Source organism: Mesorhizobium muleiense, assembly GCF_900099905.1.
GTDB classification, from domain to species: domain Bacteria; phylum Pseudomonadota; class Alphaproteobacteria; order Rhizobiales; family Rhizobiaceae; genus Mesorhizobium; species Mesorhizobium muleiense.
In genome coordinates this window covers 338,493-359,334 of record NZ_FNEE01000002.1, presented here as the reverse complement: position 1 = coordinate 359,334, position 20,842 = coordinate 338,493, and the positions used below count along the sequence as shown (strand labels likewise).

Here is a 20,842-nt window from a genome sequence, read left to right as displayed (position 1 = left end):
GCAGCGGTTTTGGTGCCAAGCCGGAGACATTAGGCCGGAGTCCATTGATGAACAGCGTTACGATTGCCCGCCCGACCATGGTGAAGCCGATCGACCCGATCTGGCGCTCGATCCGCGACGAAGCGATGGAGGCGGTCAACCGCGATCCGCTGCTGGCGGCGTTCCTCTATTCGACCATCCTCAACCAGGAAAGCCTGGAGGAGGCGGTCATCCATCGGCTGGCCGAGCGGCTCGCCCATCAGGATATCGGTTCCGATCTCATCCGCCAGACATTCAAGGCGATGGCAGCCGACGACAAGGATTGGGCATCGACGGTGCGTGTCGACATTCAGGCCTATTACGACCGCGATCCGGCCTGCGACCGCTTCATCATGCCGGTACTTTATTTCAAGGGTTTTCATGCCATCCAGACGCACCGGCTGGCGCATTGGCTGTGGAACCAGGGCCGCCAGGATTTCGCGCTCTATCTGCAGAGCCGGTCGTCCTCGGTGTTCCAGACCGACATCAACCCGGCCGCCCGCATCGGCAAGGGCATCTTCCTCGACCACGCCACCGGCCTCGTCGTCGGCCAGACGGCGGTGATCGAGGACGACGTGTCGATCCTGCACGGCGTGACGCTGGGCGGCACCGGCAAGGCCGGCGGCGACCGCCATCCAAAAATCCGCTACGGCGTGCTGATCGGCGCCGGCGCAAAGATCCTCGGGAACATCGAAGTCGGCCATTGCTCCAAGATCGCGGCAGGGTCGGTGGTGCTGTCGCCAGTGCCGCACAACAAGACGGTTGCCGGCGTGCCGGCCCGCGTCGTCGGTGAGACCGGCTGCGACCGGCCCTCGCGGCAGATGGACCAGCTTTTGCCGTCGCAATCGATGGACCACGTCGTCAGCTTCGACATCTGAACGCTCGGGCAGCGCCCGTTGCAAAGGCGTCTTTCTCCCCGTCACTATACGGGGAGAAATGCCCGGCAGGGCAATGAGGGGCAGCGCAAACCTCTAGCGATTGCCCCGGTTCTCTCGCCGGCTTGCCTTTACATCGCCATTGTCGACGTGCCAGAAGCGCGCTCAAACGAGCAAGACCGACGATCGGAGAAGACTTTTGAAGCCGGACGAAATCAGAAAGCTGGACGCCTATTTCAAGCGCGTCTTCCAGAACCCCAAGCTTGAAGTGAAGGCGCGGCCGCGCAAGGATGATTCGGCTGAGGTCTATGTCGGCGACGAATTCCTCGGCATCGTCTTCAAGGACGAGGACGACGGCGACTATAATTTCTCGATGGCGATCCTCGACATCGACCTCGCCTGAGCCGGGAGGCGCTCGGTGCCGGCCGACCTTGAGCCAGCTTGCTCGCCGCACCCTCTTCTTCAACGTTGGCGATTGGCGAAAGAAGAACGAATAGCCAATCTCCCCCCTTGAGGGGGAGATGCCCGGTAGGGCAGAGGGGGGTGCTGTCCCGCCGACGTCGCGCAAATTTCTGCGCTGCTGCGCGATCAAAAGTCACTGAGCAGATTCTCGCACGGTTCGCTTCATCATCATCCTAATGCCCGGCCTTCAGCATACGCGCAGCCTTGGCGGCGATGGCTGCGTCGAGCGCCTGCCAGTCGACCAGAAATTCCATGGGAAAGCGGTAGGTGAGGCTGAGATTGTCGCCGACCAGAATGTCGCGTTCGCAGGGCGCCAGCGATTGCGCAGCACTTGGGCCGCTCAGGCAGCGGGCCACGAACGGGTCCTTGCCCCGGCGATTGCCGACCGCCAGCACCTCGTTGAAATAGCCCGATTTTTCATCGAAGCCGTAAAGCGTCGTGCCGCCCGGACCGGGCGTGCCGGGCTCGACGATCAGGGCGCTGTAGATCGGCGCGAAGCGGCCGCTCATGTCACGCGACATGACCTGTCGTTCGAACGACAGAAAAATGATGCTCCTGGCTGATCCAGTGTGGTTGAAATCGTCGCGGGCCGCCTCGCTGTAGCCGTCCATTTCGGGATAACGCAGATAGAGGTCGAGGCGCGAGGCGATGCCGTCGCGCCGCGCCTGGTCGAAGCGGATGACATTGGCCGGCACGGCGATGACGTTGTTGCCGATCACCACCTCGTGGACTGTCGTGTCGTCGGTATATCCGGCCATGGCGATCGAGCGGCCCAACCATTTGCCGCCAAGGCTGATCGTCATCGAAAGCACCACCAGCGCCGCGAACACGTAGAACACCCGCTTCATCAGCTGGGAATCGACGACGGTGAGTTGCGGACCGTTGGCGGTGGCTGCCTGCTTCATCGCGATCCCCGATTATCGGCAGCCTGTCTCAATGTGTCTGTTCCCTTGGGCTGTCCTTGAGCGACCCATGTGCGTGGCACGGCTCTTGCGGCACGCCTGTCGAAACACGACTGTGCGATTTCATGGTAAATGGAAGGTGAAGATGGGTCCGGTTGGTCACACACTCGTTGCTTTTAGTGTTGCCTGACGGCCCCGATCTCTTGCGGTTGCACGGCGACGATCTTTGGCGTTGGGCGTCGTGCTGATCGACATTGCATCCCAGGCAGGCACTCTCCTAGGGTCGACCGATCTTTCAGCCTGAGACGATTCGGAGGAGAAAAATGCCGCTCTATGCGATCGATGGAAAAGCCCCCGGTTTCGAGGACGCCGACAGCAACTGGATCGCGCCCGACGCTACCCTGATCGGCGACATACAGATCGGCCGCAACGCGGGCTTCTGGTTCGGTGTCGTCATCCGCGGCGACGACGAGCCGATCATCATCGGCGCCGATACCAATGTGCAGGAACACACGGTCATGCATACCGATGTCGGTTTTCCCTTGACCATCGGGCAAGGCTGCACGATTGGCCATCGCGCCTTGCTGCATGGCTGCACGATCGGCGACAACAGCCTGATCGGCATGGGCGCCATCGTGCTGAACGGCGCGAAGATCGGCAGGAATTCGCTGGTCGGCGCCGGCGCCCTGGTCACCGAAGGCAAGGAATTCCCCGACAATTCGCTGATCATCGGCTCGCCCGCCCGTTTGGTGCGAACACTGGACGATGCCGCGGCCGCAAGCCTGCGCGCTTCGGCCGCCCACTACGTCGCCAACGGCAAGCGCTTCAAGGCGGGGCTGACGAAGACCTGAGGCCAGCCTTGTCAAATCTTCGGCTATAGGTTCACCGGCATCTTCGCCCAACTCACCGTCCATTGGAGCCGCGCCTGGTCATTGCATCGCGCAGCAACGAAGCGCCGGCTTCAAAGCCGGCATTGTCGGCGTCCTCGAGGGCTGTCGTATAGTCGTCGATGCGGGTTTCGAGCGATGGGTCGGCGCCCGCCGCCAACAGCAGGCGGATGGCATCGACGCTACGGATGGCGACCGCATAGTGAAGCGGCGTCCAGTCGTTTACGCCCCGCATGTTCAGGTCTGCGCCCCCATCGATCAGGGTTCGGACTATTTCCAGTCTGTCAGCCCGGTCGGCGGAGAGTGCCGCAATGATTGCCGGAAAACCGCCGTGGTGGTGATAGTTCGGGTCCGAGCCTGCATCCAGTAAGATCGAGATGAAAGCGGCGGGGCTCCAATAGATCGCATACTCCAGTGGATGCCCAAGGCCGAGTTCAAAGGGCATCTGCTCGTCGAACCAGCCGGGTGAGCCGCCGAGAGCCACACCGAGGGCCTCGAAGTCGCCCCCCTTGAACGCGTCGTCGATGGCCTTGAACAGGCGGTGGCGCTCGCATCGATCTTCCGGGATTTCCAACATCGCAGCGATCCGGAGGTTTAATTGGCCGCCATATTGCTCCCGCCCGGCGCTGTCTGAAAGCCCCATGGGCGGGTTGCGATTGGAGAGCAGGTCGATAGCTTTGCGCAGCCGTACGCCGAACTTATCGCATCGACATCAAGTTCGTGATCAGACCTGCCTTGATGTCGAGTGCGGGTCGATGGGCCTCCGGATGACCGATGTCGTTCAGCTGATCGGCCGTCAAGTCGGCCAGTGCCCTGCGTCTTGCGACGGTCCGTCGCCACCCCCTGAAATCGGCGATCATCATTGTTACGCTTTTCAGGCTGGGTCCAAACAGATGTCTTTTCGAGGTGCGGGCGGCGCGAGTTTGCGTGTCAGCCATTTTTAGTCTCCCATTTCGAGATTTGCGGATGAGAGCGTGCCACGCGGGTGTTTTCGGGCTGTTCGGCTGTGCGTGAAAAAAACCGAAAAGCCCGACGAGCTGCCGTTAAATCGGTGTTAAAACTATCCTCCGAAATGTATTCCGCCGCGGCGGTCAAAGTCTGGAGACCATCTGTGCGCATCAGGTTGCTGGGCGGCCTCGAGGTTACTTCGCCGGAGCGCCGGCCCGTCCGTTTCGCCACGCGCAAGACTTCGCTTCTTTTTGCTGCCCTGGTGCTGGCGGGCCACCGCGGCCATCGTCGCGAGCAGCTTTCCGAGGCCTTTTGGCCGGGACGAAGCAATGGCCAGGCCCGCAATAGTTTGCGGCAAGCGCTGGTCGACATCCGGCGCTCGTTCCCGACCAGCAAGGATGCCACCCTCTACATCGATGGGGATCAGGAAGCCATCGCGCTGATTGCCGGTCCGGATGACGCGGACATTTCGATCTTCGACCGGAAACTGGAGCAGGGCGGGGCGGCCGATCTCGCCGTCGCCGCCGACCTCTACCGCGGTGGGGTGCTTGCGGGGGAAGCCATTCCTGAGGAACTGGATGAGTGGTTTGGACCCTATCTGGACAGGTATCAGCGCAAGGCCCTGCAGTTGGTCGATCGGCTGAGCCTCGCGCTGCCGATACCCGGCTCAGCGGAAGAGACGGCCTGCGAAGGGCTGGCAGAGAGATTGCTTGCCTCAGATCCTACCGCGGAGGCCGCCCATCGGGCGCTTATCCGGATCCATGCTCATCGCGGTCACGAAAACGCCGCCTTGCGCCAGTTCGAGCTTTGTCGGACTGCCCTGAAAAAGCAGCTGGATGCGGAGCCGGAGGCGCAGACAAGCTCACTGGCGGCTTCTCTGCAGTCCCGCGGACGAACTAGAGATCGGCGGCCCGGGCCAAGCTCTGGCGTCGCGTCGCCGGTGCAGGTGCTGGCAGTCCCAACGAGACACGACGACCAGCCGTCGATTGCGGTGCTGCCGTTTCAGAATCTAAGCGGTGATATGGAGCAGGAATACTTTGCCGACGGTATGGTGGAAGACATCGTCACCGCCCTGGCTCACTTTCGTCACCTGTTCGTAGTCGCACGGAATTCGAGTTTTACCTACAAGGGACGCTCGATAGACATAAAACAGGTCGGGCGTGAACTGGGCGTGCGCTATGTGGTCGAGGGAAGCGTGCGGAAAGCGGGTGAGCGCCTGCGCATCACCGGACAACTCCTCGACGCTTCGAGCGGCCTCCACCTGTGGGCTGACCGTTTTGAAGGTACTCTAGCCGAGGTTTTCGATTTTCAGGACCAGATCGCCTCGAGCATCGTCGGCGCGATCACCCCAAAGGTCGAGGAGGCGGAAATTGAGCGCGCCAAGCGCAAGCCGACTGAGGACCTCGACGCCTACGACTATTATCTGCGCGGGTTGGCGTCCCACGACCGAGCGGTCAACACCAAGGAAACCATGGATGACGCTCTGCGGTTCTTCATGAAGTCGATCGGCTGTGACCCGGTGTTCGCTGCCGCCTATGCCCGGGCGGCGCGCTGCTATGCGGCGCGAAAGAGCAACCGCTGGATGATCGATCGCCTAGAAGAGACTGCCGAGGCGACGCGACTGGCAAAGAGAGCGATCGAACTTGGATGGGACGATGCAATTGCTCTTTCGTACGGCGGATACGTGCTCGGCTATGTAGGCGGCGATGTGGAGGAAAGCGCGGCTTGCATCGAGCGTGCGCTTGGCCTGAACCCGAACCTGGCTGCGGCGTGGGGTTACAGCGCGTGGGTTCAAGCGTGCTTAGGTGAGCCGGAGAAAGCCGTCGAGCGCGCCGCGCAGGCAATGCGCCTCAGTCCGTTCGATCCTCGCTTTTTTGTTTGGGAATTTTGCACCGCGCTCGCTCACTTTTGTGCCGGGCGCTACAACGATGCTGCTGAGTGGGCGAAAAGGTCTTTGCGTTCGCAACCAAACTACGCGAGTGCGACGCGTGTGGCGACGGCAAGTTACGTCTTGGCCGGTCGGCTTTCGGAAGCCGAGAAGATGATGACTCGCCTGCGCGAACTCGATCCCACGTTGCGGCTTTCGAATCTCGCTGAGGTGCTGCCGCCGTTTTATCGACCGGACGATCGCAGCAGATATATCGAAGGCCTTCGCAAGGCGGGCCTGCCGGACTAGCGCCGTGTCAGCGTGAAGCGAGGCAAACGGCTTCGACACCAGATGGCCGACGTACTGCCGATGGATGCTAACTATAAGGTGACGGTTGACCGTGGAGGCCTGTGACCTAGCTTAAAGCTTAGCCGGACCGTCCAGAGCCGGAAATTGTGGGATGGTGCGCTACCGTGGTAGAACTCTCGGGACGTTGAGATGCAGAGGTGCAAGTCGGCTTTTCAGAGCCTGTGCGCCCTTGGCGGCCGACAATCGGCGGCCACGGCCTGTCAAGTTTCGTTTCAAACAAAAGTTATCTGCGCCGGCACGACTATCAACGCGCGACCGCCGCTCCGCCATGCAACAACAATTCGAGCACTGGAGGGCCCTCGAAGCAAGTGACAGCTTCGAACGCGATCAAAGGCTTTAGCCAGCACCAAGGCGAGGGGCCAACACCGCTTCACGATCTTAAGAACACACCCAAGACCGCACAGGCACGGCAATGTCAAATCCTCTTGCCGAAATTTACGCAAACGACGCAGATCTCGCCATCCTGGGCGGGATAGCAACATTTGCCTCGGTGGGCCTCTATCTTGTGCTCCGGCATATCCATATCGCGGTGCAACGGCGTCGCCTCAAATCAGATGTGAGCGAAGGCGGATCTGACCTCCCCGAGGAGGAGGAGGTTTCTTGGGATTGGGAAAGCCCGGTCGACCTTGCAACCGAGCCTGCTTCTTCTTCTCAGGTTGCCGTGCCCTCAGACACGGCAGACCTGGGTATTCGGCGTCAGGATGCCAATAGCCTTCGGTTCGGGGTGCAAATCGAGTATTTCGACGTGATCTCCGAAGCTTGCGAGAGTTCGTCTGTGACCCAGACCAACGCTTTCGCTTCCGCGACGAACATAGCGCAACCCGGCCGACTTGCGACATCGATCAGGGAAATCGCTGGCTATGTTCATAGGCGGGTGGCGGCTGATGTTGCCGCTCTAAGTAATCCCGTGCTGAGTGCTCTGACCCGTATGCCGACGCAACTCGCCCTCGCGGAGAATCCCGACCCCACCACAGCGACGGCCTCACCTCCTCGCGTTCGCAGGCCGATCGGTCTTGTGCCCCGCTTTGGCGTCGCAGCAATCTGTCTGGCCGTGCCGCTTAGCTATGCGATTACGAGACAAAACTGGGTCGAAAGCGCCCCCGCCATTTCGCTGGTCCAGGGCAACGTCAATCCGGAGCTTTCGCGATCCTTCGAGCTTCCGGCGAGTGCTGCATTGGATGTGCGTAGGCCAGCCCAGGGAGACGAGCGCACGAGTGTCGAATTGCTCAGCCCGGATCTCACGGCTGCCCGGGCGCAAGTCGGAGCAGCTGGTGCTCAGGCAGCCGCAGCGAATGAATTGGACGGCCAGGAGCGCCGGGCGGCGGAAGGTGAGCGCGCCAGGAGCGCCGCTCTGCAGCGAGCGCTGCTCGAATCGCGCAAGGAGATCGACGCGCTGAGGACAAGCATGGCAGCCGCCGCCAACGTACGCCAGGAGCAATTGCGCAACGAGCTCGCGGCAGCCCGTACAGCTGACGCATTGCGGCGCCTTGCGGGAGATGCCCGCACGATGCTGAGCGAGGCCACCAACTATGTCTTTACGGAGATGCCCGCTGCTCACCTGGAGCGTCGGCGAGCCGGATGGGTGGCGCGCGATCTATCGCGAGCGCAGGCGCAAATTGAGCGGCTTGAGACCGAGGCCGCCGAGGATCGCGCCAAGGCCAAGGCTTCGCTGGCGCAAGCGAGCGGAATGCTCGATGACGAACGCCGAAAGTCAGACGAACTTCGTGGCGAGCTCTCCAAAGTGAAACTGTCCAATGCTGCGCTCATGGAGCGCGCGGACGCGGCTGAGCAGGAATTGACCGGTGCCGTCACAGCGAGAGAACGAGTGGAGCAGACGGCAGCCGAGACGGAGCGGGCGCTGGCGCGACAACAGGCGGCAGCAGCGTCGACGCGTGAGGAGCTGAAAAAAGCTCGCCTCGAGCGCGACGCGGCTGAACAGGAACGAGCCAGGGCAGTCTCAGCGAGAAAGCGTGCCGAGCAGACTGCAACCGAGACATCGCAGGCTCTGGCAAGAGAACGCGCTGCAGCAGTCTCGACGGGGGAGGAGCTGAAAAAAACTCGCATCGAGCGCGACGCGGCTGAACAGGAACGAGCCAGAGCAGTCGCAGCGAGAGAACGAGTGGAGCAGACTGCAACCGAGACGGCGCATGCTCTGGCACGAGAACGCGCTGCGGCTGTCTCGACCCATGAGGACCTCGATAAAGCTCGCCTCGAGCGCGACGCCGCCCGAGCACTTTTGCTACAGGTCGCCAAGCTGAAGGAGGCTTTGGACAAGCAACGTGACGTCACTGTTTCTCTTTCCCGCGACCTGGCCGCCGCGCGCGCGGACAATGACAGGCTCAGGGCTGAGCGTCGCAGCGCCAAGATTGAGCCGCCGCTGAAGCGGCGCGCTGGCCGCGCAGCCGCCGCTGCCGGCGGGGTGAAGGCTGTCAGCCAGAAGACTGCACGCAGCAAGGCTCGCGACCCGGCGCGGATTGCGGGGGTGCGTTCTCTCACACTTCCCTATCCCCTCAGGCCAAGACAGGCGACATTGGAGTGATTTCCAAAACGACTGCGCGGTCCTCCTGTTGAAGGCCCAAGCTCTTTGAGATCATTGCGACACGTGTGTATTGCGAGAGTAGACTAGGATGAATCGAATCACCCCATTCGAATTCATTTTGCTCTCGTCGGCGAGTAGTTCTGCGCGATACGCTATGTCAGCCCGATCACACTGCCTGTAGCATTCAATTCGCATTTGATCGGCGCCTGCCGCGTCTCCACGTTGCCTTGCCGTCCATAGTCGATGCTGACCTCGACGGGAGCTGAGATCGTATCCGGGCTCAACCGACGTATGGAACCTGCGCTGCTGACGCGCACACTGGTCGCGCCAAACGGGGCGGCGGCCGACTCGATCGCATCACGGCAGGCGCGAACGACTTCATCCGGGACGCCCGGCAGCGCCTTGATTGGACTGACCGTTGCTGGACTGTCGACGTCACCAGGAGGCTGAAGGCTGGACGGAAGGTCGAGCGACCGTCCACTTGCGGACCGGGCGACACTGACGGCGGTGGCGGCCGTGGTTGCCGCAACTGCCGCCGTTGCAGTGGTGCTGGTCCCATCGTCATCCACCGGTGACCTGCTGCTGGAGCCGCTGGGTCCTTTGTGCGCGCCGCCTTTGCGGCCTTCACCGTGATGGCTGCCAGCGCTATTGCCTCCGCCACCGTGGCTGCCAGCGCTATTGCCTCCGCCACCGTGGCTGCCACCGCTATTGCCTCCGCCGCGCTCGCCGCCGGCGGCAGCTCCTGCGAAAGCTACCGCGATCGAGCAAACGAATACGAAATATGCCCAGCTGGATTCAGAGGATTGACGCACGACCACCTCCATAAAGTGCGTCGGTCGAACCGTCTTTCCGCGGCATGCAGTCAGGACGGCACAACCGCCGCTGCCCCCAGGCAAAACTCGCGACCAAGGCGCCCACGGAGGTAACTAGGGGATCAATCCGGTGCATCAAGGACGCGGTAAGCGGTACCGGCGTCGTCCCGGTTGCTGGCGGGAGGGGAGGCCGCGATTTGATCCCGTCGCTGCCATTCTGAGGTGCAGCCTAAGCGATTCCGTCGCGCCGCGGAGACGCCGTTCAACATGGCGCTGGAGGCTCGCCCCTAGTGTGCGGACGCTACCTGGCGCTGCCGTCACAAATGCATGTCGCGCAAAAGTGCGCGGCGCTTCTGCGACAGCGTGCCGCTTGAAAAAAGTGGAGCCGGCCCGGGGACGGGGCCGGCTCCTAAACCCGGTCGTTGGGGACGGGGAGGTGGGGCTCGACCGGGTTTTTGCGTCGCGTCCTTAGCGGACGCTGGCAACCGCGCCGGAGCGGCCGTCGTTGATCGTTACCCAAGCGCCCGAATTCTGGCTCGATTGGCGCTTCAGGTAGGTGTAGTCGGTGTTGGTCCAGGACAGCACCCTGGTTTCGAGATTATCGAGGATGAACTCTCCGAGGCTGGTGCGCACGGTCAGCACCGCGTGGCCGTCTCCGTTCGGCTGGCGCGCAACCGTCATCAGCAGGTCGCCGGCCGGAACGCCGATGTTCATCAAAGCGCGGCGCTTTTCCAGCGCATAGTCCTCGCAGTCGCCGAATTCGCTGTTGGAATAGGACCAGACCTCTTCCTTGCCCCACAGTTCCATATCGGTGCGCGGCGCGATCCTGCCGTTGACCGAATTGTTGATGCTGACGATCTTCGCCCACACCTTGCGGGTCAGTTCGATCGGCGCCTGCTTCGGCGTCCGCTGATTGCATTCCTGCGGAATCTTCTGGCAGAACTCGTAATGGCCGACCGGCTGTGTGGTGCGGCTGCCGGTGTGCATGAAGGCAGGTCCCGCTGCATACGCTGTTCCCCAGGCGGTAAGCTGCGTCGCCATTGCCAAGAGCAACAGCTTGCCCCTCATCTTCTTCATCGTCCAGTCTCCCCGTTTGAGGAGACAATGACACGATTGGATTTATTCGACGCAAAGGCTCGAAGTAGACATTAAGTAAAACTCCCATAGAATAAACATAAAATTTGAATCATTTCAGTATAAAATTGTTGAGGCGTTTTTCGCGGGGATCACATCGGCGCGGCGCGGCGCCTTGGCGCGGCATCGGTGGCAGGCTGCGTTGACCGGCGCACACCAACAAAAAACCGGCCGAAATGGGCCGGTCGATTGCGGGAATGTGCGCTGTTTGTCAGGTGCCGGATGCGTTGAATTCGGAATCGAGCGTTTCCGGCCGCTGGATGACCGCGAACTCGATGGCGATGCCGTCCTCGAAATGGCGCACCACCTGGCCGCGCATGGTGCCCAGCATGACCTGGATGCCGATTGCCGGCTTGACGTCGATCTCGACCGCGGCGCCCGAAAGCGACAGGTCGATGATGCGGCACTGGTACTGGCGCCCGTCGCCGAGCTGAAGCACGCTGGTCGGATTGCGCGGCGCCACGCGTTCGTGGCGGCGGTCTTCCGGCAGATCGAGCTCGTGCTTGTTGGCAAGCCAGGTCAATTGCGCTGCAAGCTTGTCCTTCTTGCGTTCCGACGCGATGACCGTCATCGCGAAACCGTCCTGCAAGATGCGGGTGACGACGCCTTCGATGCGGCCGATGTGATCGATATAGGCGATGACTTTCTCGCCCGGCATGCCGATGCGTTCGGTGCGAAGCGCTACATTGCCCGGCGACATGTCGACCACCTGGCACGGATGTTCGGTGCGATCCTCCAGCATGAAGCGTCCATAGATCTTCACGCGGACGCGCTGAAAGTTGCGCCTTTCAGCTTGGGACGGCGCGGTGTCGACCGCCGCTGACCTCATGACTGCCTACACCCCGTTTGGCATTCCGCGCGTTGATGCGAGGAACCTCGCCGGAAAGCTACAGCGAAGCGGGTTAACAAAGGGGAAAGCCTGACGCCGCTACTTTAGGATTTTGGATTATTCCCCGCGCCCGCCGTCGAATACGACCAGATGACGGATGCGGCGTGCCTGGCCGAGCGCCGAAATCGTCTGGGACGGATCGAGTTCCGACGGGACAAGCGAGGGAACGTCGATGGCCGGCCGGTTCTTGAGGAATTTCGGTTCCTTCTCCGGATCGACGAGACGGATCGAATCGATCAGGGCGTCGGCGATCGGATCCGCGCCCAGCCAGAAGGGTTTTTCAGCGGCGCTTATCACGCCGAGGCAGCGCGGATTGTCGACGCCGCCGTCGAGCGGCAGGGCGAGCAGCTCGAACTTGCTGGAACGGTCGGTGCGGCTGAAACCTTCATAGGTGATGAGCACGACGGATTTTTGATCGAAGACGCCCTGGATCAGTTTCGAGATAAGCCGCTGGTCCTTCTCGCGCCACAGCGAGGGAAAGGAAAACCCCTTGAGTTCACGGCCATAGACCGCGCAAAGCCTGGTGCCGGCGAGCCGGAATACCGCTTCGCCGCGCGTATCCTTTTCCAGGATGAATGTGTCGGCCAGCAGCGACTTGATATCGGCCGGCTCGACTTCCGAACGCTTCGGGGCAGGGCGCCCGTCACGCAGCCGGTTCCAATAATGGAACAGCGTGATCGATCCGTTCTGGTTCATGTTATGCTGCTCCGCGCAATCTGTCGTCTGATGTCCCATCGGTGAACAGAAGGGCGCCCTCCGAGGACCTACATGCGTTGCGGAGCAGGATGCGTGCCAGCATCGTTAACACTTGTTCACGGGTCGGGGCCGTTAAGGTTAACAAGTGGTTTACGTTGCGCTCCGCCCAGGCCCGTGGCACGTTAAAACCACTCCAGAAGCGGTCGTATCGCAGCGATCGGCAGCATTTCAGTCAAGAGTTTGGGGGAGCATGGGGGCTCGATCAGCCGTTCAAGGGCAAACCTTGGACGGCTTCTTTTTGATTCGCGCCGATTTTGATTCGCGCCGTTTTGATTGCGTGGGGCGATTCGCCCTTTGTGAATCGGGTGACCGTGATCTACATGCTCGCCAAGTCGAAACCAGCGACTGAGTGCGAGCCATATGAGCGAACCAGCAAGCCCCTCGGAAATCGAACAGGGCGAGGGCGGACCTGTCGGCCATGAGCCGGAGCCGCGCCGCGAGCCGGTGTTCAACATGCCGCCCGTTGTGCTGGCGGTGATCGGCATCTGCGTCGTCCTCTATCTCATGCAGGAGTACGTGCTTAGCCAAAGCCAGCTGCTGACATTGTTGTACGATGCGGCCTTCATTCCAGTTCTTTATACTGGCCAATATGGCTTCGACTGGTTCCTGTTTTCCCGGCCCTTCACCTATGCCTTCCTGCATGGCGGCTTTGCTCATCTGGCCGTCAACATGGTGTGGCTGGCGGCTTTCGGCTCGCCACTGGCGAACCGCTTCGGCGCGCTTCGTTTCAGCCTGTTCTTCGCCGCGACGGGGCTGGCGGCGGTGGTGCTGTTCTGGGCCGTGCATCCGCTCGGCGAGGCGCCGCTGGTCGGCGCATCGGGGGCGATTTCCGGCATGATGGGGGCCGCCGCGCGCTTCGGCTTCCGCACCGACCGCTCGTCCGGCAAAGCCGCCTTCGCCGGCGCGCCGCTGCCGATGGCGGCGGTGTTCCGCTCGCGCGGCGTTGTGACTTTTCTTGCCATCTGGATGGTGATCAATCTCGCCACCGGCCTCGTTGCCTTCGCGCCCGGCATCGACAGCCAGATCGCCTGGGAGGCTCATATTGGCGGTTTCGTCGCCGGCTTCTTCGGCCTGCGGGCTTTCGATCGGCGGCAGCAGGCGGACGAGTTCAGCGCCTGAGCCTCGCCGCACTTGAAAACCAATCGATCGCGGCGCACGATGTCTGGCACTAGGGAAAGCCGGTCAGGGCAGGAACCGGCAAGGTAAACTGAGGAGGACGCCATGACTGTTAAGGCAATTCTCGAGCAGAAGGGCCACGACGTGTTGACGCTCGGGCCGAACGAAAAACTGAGCGAGGCCATTCGCATCCTGGCCGAGCACAGGATCGGTGCGCTGGTCATCACCAATGGCGATCACAAGATCGTCGGCATCCTTTCCGAGCGCGACGTCGTGCGGGTCCTCGCCCGGGAAGGGGCCGCCGCATTGGATATCGCGGTGCGTTCGGCGATGACTCCCAAAGTGAAGATCTGCAATGAGAACCACACCGTCAACGAGGTCATGGAGATCATGACCAGTGGCCGTTTCCGCCATCTGCCGGTGGAGAAGGACGGCCTGCTCGACGGCATCGTGTCGATCGGCGACGTGGTCAAGCGGCGCATCGAGGATGTCGAGCGCGAGGCCGCGGAGATCAGGGCCTATATCGCGACGGCGTGAGATCGCCAGCAAGTTTTGTCGAAATCGCCGCCCCCCTCATCGCCCTGCCGGGCACTTCTCCCCGTATAGTGACGAGGAGAAGGGGCCGGCCGCAGCCTTGGCGGCTTTTCTTGCTACAATGGAGATTGGCGAAATCGTTGATGCGGGCGCCCCTCTCCCCGTCACTATACGGGGAGAGAATGCCGGCAGGCAGGTGAGGGGCAGCGCAAACGTTTCCAATAACGGTTGCCCCTACCAGCCTGCGGCTTCACGCTTGTCTCCTTTTGCGGTTTGCATTAGCGGATGACTTCACTTTAAACGTCGAATTCACGTGAATTCCGTCACCGATAACGCGCAGGCCGCCATGACCCTCATCGACACCCGCACACCCGACGCCAAGCGCCTGATATCAGGCGCCACCGGCGACTGGGAGATTATCATCGGCCTCGAGGTCCATGCGCAGGTGACCTCGCAAGCAAAACTGTTCTCCGGCGCCTCGACGGCTTTCGGTGCGCCGCCAAACGCCAATGTCAGCCTCGTCGATGCGGCGATGCCGGGCATGCTGCCGGTCATCAACGAGGAATGCGTCAAGCAGGCGATCCGCACCGGCCTCGGGCTGAAGGCCGAGATCAACCACAAATCGGTCTTCGACCGGAAAAACTATTTTTATCCCGATCTGCCGCAGGGCTATCAGATTTCACAGTTCAAGCAGCCGATCGTCGGCGAGGGCAAGGTGATCGTCTCCGTCGGTCCCGACCGGCAGGGCGAGTTCGAGGACATCGAGGTCGGCATCGAGCGCCTGCATCTGGAGCAGGATGCCGGCAAGTCGATGCACGACCAGCATGCGACGATGTCCTATGTCGACCTCAACCGCTCCGGCGTGGCGCTGATGGAGATCGTCTCCAAGCCCGACATGCGATCCGCCGACGAGGCCAAGGCCTATGTCACCAAGCTGCGCACCATTGTGCGATACCTCGGCACTTGCGACGGCAACATGGACGAAGGCTCGCTGCGCGCCGATGTCAACGTCTCGGTGCGCCGGCCCGGCGCCGAATTCGGCACGCGCTGCGAGATCAAGAACGTCAACTCGATCCGCTTCATCGGCCAAGCCATCGACTACGAGGCGCGCCGCCAGATCGCCATTCTTGAGGACGGCGGCAAGATCGACCAGGAAACGCGGCTGTTCGATCCCAACAAGGGCGAGACGCGCTCGATGCGTTCCAAGGAAGAAGCGCACGACTACCGCTATTTCCCGGATCCAGACCTTTTGCCGCTGGAATTCGACCAGGCCTATGTCGATGCGCTGGCAAAGGATCTGCCTGAACTGCCCGACGCCAAGAAGGCGCGGCTGATCTCCTCGCTCGGCCTGTCGACCTACGACGCCTCGATCCTGGTGTCGGAAAAGGCGGTCGCCGACTATTTCGAGAAGGTGGCCGCTGGTCGCGACGGCAAGCTTGCCGCCAACTGGGTCATCAACGATCTGCTCGGCGCCTTGAACAGAGCCGGTAAGGGTATTGAAAATGCTCCGGTTTCGCCCGATCAGCTCGGCGCGGTCATCGATCTGATAAAAGAGGGCACCATCTCCGGCAAGATCGCCAAGGATCTGTTCGAGATCGTCTGGAACGAAGGCGGCGATCCGCGCCAGCTGGTCGAAAGCCGCGGCATGAAACAGGTCACCGACACCGGCGCCATCGAAAAGGCGGTCGACGAGGTGATATCAGCCAATCCCGACAAGGTCGAGCAGGCGCGCGCCAAGCCGAGCATGGCCGGCTGGTTCGTCGGCCAGGTGATGAAGGCGACTGGCGGCAAGGCCAACCCGCAGGCCGTCAACGACCTCGTCAAGGCCAAGCTCGGGATCGAATAGGATGATGTTCGTTCGCACCGCTGGCGAGCGCGATCTTGCCGCGGTCCGGGCGCTGCTGGTCGAAACGTGGCACGCCACCTACGACGCCATCTATGGTGCTGCCAAAGTCGCTGAGATAACTGATGAATGGCATTCGATCGCCTCGCTCAAGGCGCGGCTGACACGGCCGAACTCCGAATTCCTGGTCGCAGACGATGGCAACCGCATTGGCGGCATGGCGTTCGCCGCAGCCACCACGGATGCGAAGATCGTCATGCTGAACCAGCTCTACGTGCATCCGACCTGCCAGAGGCAAGGGATCGGCCAGGCGCTGCTGGAGGAGGTCGAGGCCAGCTTTCCCGAGGCGCGGACGCTGCGTGTCGAAGCGGAAGAGGCAAATGCTCCCGCCGTCGCCTTCTATCGCTCGAAAGGGTTTTTGCCGGCCGGGAACACTGCTGACTGTGGCGGTGGCTCAGGGCTGCCGGCGCTGATTATGGAAAAGGCGATCGAATAGATTTGCCTGGCCTGACAGGTCGCAGTCAGTTGCGTTTTTACGGGGCTGCGCCGGTCGGTTGCGGGCTGAATTGCGGAATCGCGGTCCGCAAAAAACACGCCCCGCAGGTAGTAATTCACCAGTGGCTAACGCTGAGGCAAAAAAGCATGGTGCGACGCACAAAAAATATTGCAATGCACTGCGGATGCCGTAACGTCAGGTTCTAGATGAACGAGACGGCCTTTCTACAAAGGTCGCCCACCGCAAAGGATGGAAACCATGACCAAGACCGCTGATAAAACTGCTGAAAACGTTGAGAATGCAGAAGTCCAGACCGAGGTAACCGATCAGTTCCGTGCTGTCGCCGAAAAGGGCGTCGAGCAATCGAAAGAAGCCTTATCGAAATTGGCGACCGGCGCCGAGGCGACCCAGAAGGCTCTTGAGTCATCTTTCGAAACAGCCAAGACCGCTAGCAATGAGCTGTCGCTGAAGACGATCGCCGCTTTGCGCGCAAATGTTGAGGCCAGCTTTTCTCACCTCGAAGCCCTGGTTACCGTGAAATCGCCCTCCGAGTTCGTCGAACTGCAGACAGACTTCTTGCGCAAGCAGGTGGAAAAGACGGTCGAGCAGAGCAAGGAGCTTCAGGCGGCGGCGACGAAAGCCGCCGAAGACGTATCCAAGCCGATCAAGGATGTCTACGAGAAGGCGATGAAGGATCTCAAGGTCGCCTGATTGGTCCTTGATGCCTGATTGGCCCTAAGGCATGTCGCGCAAAAGCACGGCCTCGGGCTTGAACCGAGGGTGCGAAGCGGTTTTGCAATTACGACAATGCATCAAAGCAACAACTTGAAGCGCGTCGCATGAATCCATCCAAACGGCACGCGCTTCAGGCGGAGGGAACTTCCACATTGTCGATCAGCCGGGTCTTGCCCAGCCAGGCGGCTGCGAGCAGGCGTCCGTCGCGGTCTCGCCGCCACGGGGCGAGCGTCAGGCTCTCGCGCGCCGCGACATAATCGACTTGTTCGAAGCCGGCCTCGACCAACGCGCGGCTGGCCTCGGCGGTCGCGCTGCCTTCATCCGCGCCTGCCGCGAGTGCCGCCGCCGTTCGGCGCAAAATGGCGTTGAGCTGGCGCGCCACCGCGAGCTCGGTTTCGCCGAGATAGGCGTTGCGTGACGACATGGCGAGCCCGTGCGCGTCGCGTATTGTTGGCGCGCCGATGATGTCCACCGGCAGATCAAGATCGCTGCAGAGCTGCCTGACGACGCAAAGCTGCTGATAATCCTTTTCGCCAAAGACCGCGCAGTCGGGCGACGCCTGCAGGAAGAGCTTTGCCACGACGGTTGCGACGCCGTCGAAGAAGGTCGGCCGGAAATCCGATTCCAGCCCGGCGGCTGGCCCGCCGACCGAGATCTTGGTGGCGAAGCCGGCCGGGTACATCTGCGCCACACCCGGGGTGAAGGCAAGTTGTGCGCCGGCCTCGGCCAGCCGATCAAGGTCGCGGCCGAGCTGGCGCGGATATTTGTCGAGGTCTTCGCTCGGCGCGAACTGGGTTGGGTTGACGAAGATCGAGACAACGCAGCGATCGGCCTTCTCCAGCGCGATCCTGATCAGCGAGATATGGCCGTCATGCAGCGCACCCATGGTCGGCACCATGGCAAGGCTAACGCCATCGCGACGCCAGTCGCGGATTTGCGCGCGAAGGGCGGCGACGCTGTCGACGACGAGAGGTCGGCTCATGCTTCGCCCCGGCTCATGCTTCGCCCCGGCTCATGCTTCGCCCCGGCTCATGCTTCGCCCCGGTTCATGCTTCGCCCTTGTCGGCTGCGGCCGAAAAAACGTGGCTCGGGCCGGGGAATGTCCGGCTGCGCACCTCGGCTGCATAGCTGGCTGCCGCCTGCGATATGACGCTGCGCAGGTCGGCATATTGTTTGACGAATTTCGGCACCCGGTCGACGGTCAGGCCGACCATGTCGTCGATGACCAGGATCTGGCCGTCGCACTCGCCGCTGGCGCCGATGCCTATGGTTGGAATGGAAATGTGCCGGGTGAGGTCGGCGGCGACGGTCTCGACGGTGCCTTCAATGACCACCGAGAACGCGCCGGCCTTTTCGACCGCTTCGGCGTCGCGATAAAGCGCAGCCACATTCTCGTCGGTCCGGCCCTTGATCCTGTAGCCGCCGTCGCTTTCCACCGATTGCGGCTGCAAGCCGATATGTCCCATGACCGGAATGCCGGCAGCGACAATCGCCGCAATCTGTCGGGCAACTGTGACGCCACCCTCCAGCTTGACGGCCTGGCAACCGGTTTCGCCGACGACCCGCCGCGCCGAGGCGACGGCTTGGCGCGCCGTTGCCTCATAGCTTCCGGCCGGCATGTCGACCACCACACAGGCCTTGGCTGCCCCTCGCATCACCGCTTGTCCGTGGGCGATCATCATCTCCAGCGAGGCGCCCAGCGTGGTCTTGTGGCCATGGAGAACCATGGCCACGCTGTCGCCGACCAGAAGCAGGTCGACATGATCGTCGAGCAGGCGAGCGATGGGATAGGTATAGGCGGTGAGGCAGACGATCGGCTCGCCGCCCTTGCGCAGGCGAATGGCGCTGGCACTGATCCGCGGATCCGCGCCGGATGCGTCTGGGGCCATCATTCCCTCCCTCAACCGTCAATCAGGCTGGGTACCTGCATGCGGCGCGCTGAGCTTTAGAAAGACCAGGCAGCCTTGGCAAGGCATGCCTCGACAGGACGCGAAAGGCTTGCCACGGTGCGTCGGTTTTCCGACGGCCATTTGCGCGGCTCATGCGGCAAAACCCTTGCCTTGGCGACGGCCTGACGCCATAAGCAGGAACAGGCGCCGCCGCTGCCGCCGCGAGGACTTGCCGCGAGGATTTTGGATGAAGACGTTCCTTCTGCAGTTTTTCACCTGGTGGAACAGCCAGACGCTGGGCACGCGCTTCCACACCTGGCGGCATGGCAAGAAAGTCGGGCAGGACGAGGCTGGCAACGTCTACTATGAGGGTGGTGTCGATTCGGAAGGCCGCACCCGCCGCTGGGTCATCTATCGCGACTATTCGGAAGCCTCGATGATTCCGCCCGGCTGGCATGGCTGGATGCATCACCGCGTCGATGTCCCGCCGACGAGCGACACCTACAAGCCACGCGACTGGCAGAAGCCGCATCAGCCGAACCTCACCGGAAGTGCCGCGGCCTATCGCCCCAAGGGCTCCATACTCAGCAATCAGCACCGCCCGCAGGTGACCGGCGATTACGACGCCTGGACGCCGGGGTCGTAAGAGACTGTTTCGAAATTCGCTCTGGCGAGTCATATGGTGGTGGTTTCGAGAACCGGCGCGGAGCGGACATTAGAGCGCCGCGCGTCCATTGGACGCGCAAAGGACGCTCTAACACTTTGGTTGGCGCATGATCCTTTCCGGAAACCGAAATCGGTTTCCGGGGTCATGCGCTGGTCCATGAGCACCGGAAGCGCAGAAAGCGCCGTCAGATGGCCGCCAGAGTAGAGTTTCCAAACGGTCTCTAACCGCTCGCCAAGGGCGGATCGATCCTTTATCGCCACAATTGGCGTTTAGCAGCTTGTCGATCTGACAGCAGCGACTAGCCTTGGGCGCGACAGAATCACCCCGGGCGCAAACCACCGGATCCCTACATGAGCATTTTCAGCCGAATCTCGATAGGCGGACTGACGGTGGCCGCCACCGCTTTTGCGGCTTTTAGCATCGCCGCCGCTCAGACGCTGGAGGCGCCAGTGGACCCGGGGGCGCCGACAGAATTTGAGGCGCCAGTGGACCCGGGGGCGCCGACGGAATTTGAGGCGCCAGTGGACCCGGGGGCGCCGACGGAATTTGAGTCGCCAATGGAGCCGGAGGCGCAAGTGGAACCGGAGGCGCCAGTGGACCCGGCTGCGCCGCCATTGGACCCGGATGCGACAATGGAACCGGATGCGACAGTGGCGCCGGCGGCACCAGCGGCGCCACAACGCATCACCAATCCTGTCGCCGAATTCGCCGGCATCGACAAGATCACCGGCCGCATCATCACCTTCGATGTCTATATCGACGAGACGGTGCAGTTCGGCGCTTTGCAGGTGACGCCGCGCATCTGCTATTCGCAGCCGCAAACCGAAGAGCCGAAGACCGATTCTTTCGTCGAGGTCGACGAGATCACGCTGGATCGCAAGATCCGCCGTATCTTCACCGGCTGGATGTTTGCCGAAAGCCCCGGCCTCAACGCCGTCGAGCACGCCGTCTACGACGTCTGGCTGAAGGGCTGCAAGCAGAAGTCGGAAGTGCCGGCACCCGACGCGGCCAAAACCAATTAGCCAAGACCAGTTATAATCGCTGGCGTGCGGGATCGCCTCTTCGGGATCCCTACTGAGCCTTCCGGAACCGCCTTATTCTCCG

General features: G+C 61.9%; 20 protein-coding genes. 12 read left to right on the top strand and 8 right to left on the bottom strand.

Annotated elements, in window-relative coordinates:
* The first annotated feature begins 47 nt into the window (after nucleotides 1-47).
* On the top strand, nucleotides 48-896 hold the full coding sequence (gene cysE, locus BLT09_RS05685) for a serine O-acetyltransferase (protein ID WP_023798183.1): 849 nt from the start codon (nucleotides 48-50) through the stop codon (nucleotides 894-896).
* A gap of 196 nt (nucleotides 897-1,092) precedes the next feature.
* A complete protein-coding gene (locus tag BLT09_RS05680) occupies nucleotides 1,093-1,296 on the top strand; it encodes a DUF3126 family protein (protein ID WP_013531334.1) in 204 nt (67 codons plus the stop codon).
* A gap of 232 nt (nucleotides 1,297-1,528) precedes the next feature.
* Here BLT09_RS05680 and BLT09_RS05675 read toward each other — a convergent pair whose 3' ends face one another.
* Nucleotides 1,529-2,260, bottom strand: a complete 732-nt coding sequence (locus BLT09_RS05675) for a hypothetical protein (RefSeq protein WP_091591280.1) — start codon at nucleotides 2,258-2,260, stop codon at nucleotides 1,529-1,531.
* Nucleotides 2,261-2,580: 320 nt separating this feature from the next.
* On the opposite strand from BLT09_RS05675, the gene BLT09_RS05670 reads away from it, so the two are divergent.
* Nucleotides 2,581-3,108: a gamma carbonic anhydrase family protein gene (locus BLT09_RS05670; protein ID WP_091591278.1), complete on the top strand. Its 528-nt coding sequence runs from the start codon at nucleotides 2,581-2,583 to the stop codon at nucleotides 3,106-3,108.
* A 52-nt stretch (nucleotides 3,109-3,160) separates the two neighbouring features.
* Here the strand turns inward: BLT09_RS05670 and BLT09_RS05665 are convergent, their stop codons facing one another.
* Together BLT09_RS05665 and BLT09_RS05660 are read right to left on the bottom strand one after the other, a co-directional pair.
* Nucleotides 3,161-3,787, bottom strand: a complete 627-nt coding sequence (locus BLT09_RS05665) for an ankyrin repeat domain-containing protein (RefSeq protein WP_091591276.1) — start codon at nucleotides 3,785-3,787, stop codon at nucleotides 3,161-3,163.
* A gap of 55 nt (nucleotides 3,788-3,842) precedes the next feature.
* Nucleotides 3,843-4,082, bottom strand: coding sequence for a DUF1127 domain-containing protein (locus BLT09_RS05660; protein WP_023798179.1), 240 nt, complete (start codon nucleotides 4,080-4,082; stop codon nucleotides 3,843-3,845).
* 173 nt (nucleotides 4,083-4,255) lie between these two features.
* Between BLT09_RS05660 and BLT09_RS05655 the strand changes: the two genes are divergently transcribed.
* Nucleotides 4,256-6,268 (top strand): BTAD domain-containing putative transcriptional regulator, encoded by a 2,013-nt coding sequence (locus BLT09_RS05655; RefSeq protein WP_091591799.1) that lies wholly within the window; start codon nucleotides 4,256-4,258, stop codon nucleotides 6,266-6,268.
* A gap of 472 nt (nucleotides 6,269-6,740) precedes the next feature.
* Entirely contained in the window at nucleotides 6,741-8,867 is a 2,127-nt protein-coding gene (locus BLT09_RS34600) for a coiled-coil domain-containing protein (RefSeq protein ID WP_208602480.1), read from the top strand.
* 1,280 nt (nucleotides 8,868-10,147) lie between these two features.
* Here the strand turns inward: BLT09_RS34600 and BLT09_RS05640 are convergent.
* The 3 genes from BLT09_RS05640 to BLT09_RS05630 form a co-directional block, all read right to left on the bottom strand.
* Nucleotides 10,148-10,756, bottom strand: a complete 609-nt coding sequence (locus tag BLT09_RS05640; protein ID WP_091591274.1) for a transglutaminase-like cysteine peptidase — start codon at nucleotides 10,754-10,756, stop codon at nucleotides 10,148-10,150.
* Between the two features lie 268 nt (nucleotides 10,757-11,024).
* Nucleotides 11,025-11,642, bottom strand: coding sequence for a PilZ domain-containing protein (locus BLT09_RS05635; protein ID WP_027154470.1), 618 nt, complete (start codon nucleotides 11,640-11,642; stop codon nucleotides 11,025-11,027).
* 117 nt (nucleotides 11,643-11,759) lie between these two features.
* On the bottom strand, nucleotides 11,760-12,398 hold the full coding sequence (locus BLT09_RS05630) for a PAS domain-containing protein (protein WP_091591271.1): 639 nt from the start codon (nucleotides 12,396-12,398) through the stop codon (nucleotides 11,760-11,762).
* Nucleotides 12,399-12,818: 420 nt separating this feature from the next.
* Between BLT09_RS05630 and BLT09_RS05625 the strand changes: the two genes are divergently transcribed.
* The 5 genes from BLT09_RS05625 to BLT09_RS05600 all read left to right on the top strand — a co-directional run bounded on the left by BLT09_RS05625 (nucleotide 12,819) and on the right by BLT09_RS05600 (nucleotide 17,158).
* A complete protein-coding gene (locus BLT09_RS05625) occupies nucleotides 12,819-13,577 on the top strand; it encodes a rhomboid family intramembrane serine protease (protein WP_091591269.1) in 759 nt (252 codons plus the stop codon).
* Nucleotides 13,578-13,679: 102 nt separating this feature from the next.
* The gene (locus tag BLT09_RS05620; RefSeq protein WP_023798170.1) at nucleotides 13,680-14,111 is read left to right on the top strand and encodes a CBS domain-containing protein; all 432 of its coding nucleotides are present in this window, start codon (nucleotides 13,680-13,682) and stop codon (nucleotides 14,109-14,111) included.
* Between the two features lie 343 nt (nucleotides 14,112-14,454).
* Nucleotides 14,455-15,954, top strand: coding sequence for an Asp-tRNA(Asn)/Glu-tRNA(Gln) amidotransferase subunit GatB (gatB, locus tag BLT09_RS05610; protein ID WP_091591798.1), 1,500 nt, complete (start codon nucleotides 14,455-14,457; stop codon nucleotides 15,952-15,954).
* Between the two features lie 4 nt (nucleotides 15,955-15,958).
* Complete coding sequence (locus BLT09_RS05605) at nucleotides 15,959-16,447, top strand: GNAT family N-acetyltransferase (protein WP_091591796.1); 489 nt, start codon at nucleotides 15,959-15,961, stop codon at nucleotides 16,445-16,447.
* Between the two features lie 258 nt (nucleotides 16,448-16,705).
* Complete coding sequence (locus tag BLT09_RS05600) at nucleotides 16,706-17,158, top strand: phasin (protein ID WP_027154463.1); 453 nt, start codon at nucleotides 16,706-16,708, stop codon at nucleotides 17,156-17,158.
* Nucleotides 17,159-17,312: 154 nt separating this feature from the next.
* Here the strand turns inward: BLT09_RS05600 and panC are convergent, their stop codons facing one another.
* Together panC and panB are read right to left on the bottom strand one after the other, a co-directional pair.
* On the bottom strand, nucleotides 17,313-18,164 hold the full coding sequence (panC, locus tag BLT09_RS05595) for a pantoate--beta-alanine ligase (RefSeq protein WP_091591266.1): 852 nt from the start codon (nucleotides 18,162-18,164) through the stop codon (nucleotides 17,313-17,315).
* 64 nt (nucleotides 18,165-18,228) lie between these two features.
* Nucleotides 18,229-19,071 carry a 3-methyl-2-oxobutanoate hydroxymethyltransferase gene (gene panB, locus BLT09_RS05590; RefSeq protein WP_091591795.1) on the bottom strand — a complete coding sequence of 281 codons (843 nt, stop codon included), beginning with the start codon at nucleotides 19,069-19,071 and terminating at the stop codon, nucleotides 18,229-18,231.
* Nucleotides 19,072-19,318: 247 nt separating this feature from the next.
* Between panB and BLT09_RS05585 the strand changes: the two genes are divergently transcribed.
* Nucleotides 19,319-19,717, top strand: a complete 399-nt coding sequence (locus BLT09_RS05585; protein ID WP_023798164.1) for an NADH:ubiquinone oxidoreductase subunit NDUFA12 — start codon at nucleotides 19,319-19,321, stop codon at nucleotides 19,715-19,717.
* Between the two features lie 653 nt (nucleotides 19,718-20,370).
* Complete coding sequence (locus BLT09_RS05580; protein WP_287234924.1) at nucleotides 20,371-20,760, top strand: DUF2155 domain-containing protein; 390 nt, start codon at nucleotides 20,371-20,373, stop codon at nucleotides 20,758-20,760.
* The last annotated feature ends 82 nt before the right edge of the window (nucleotides 20,761-20,842 follow it).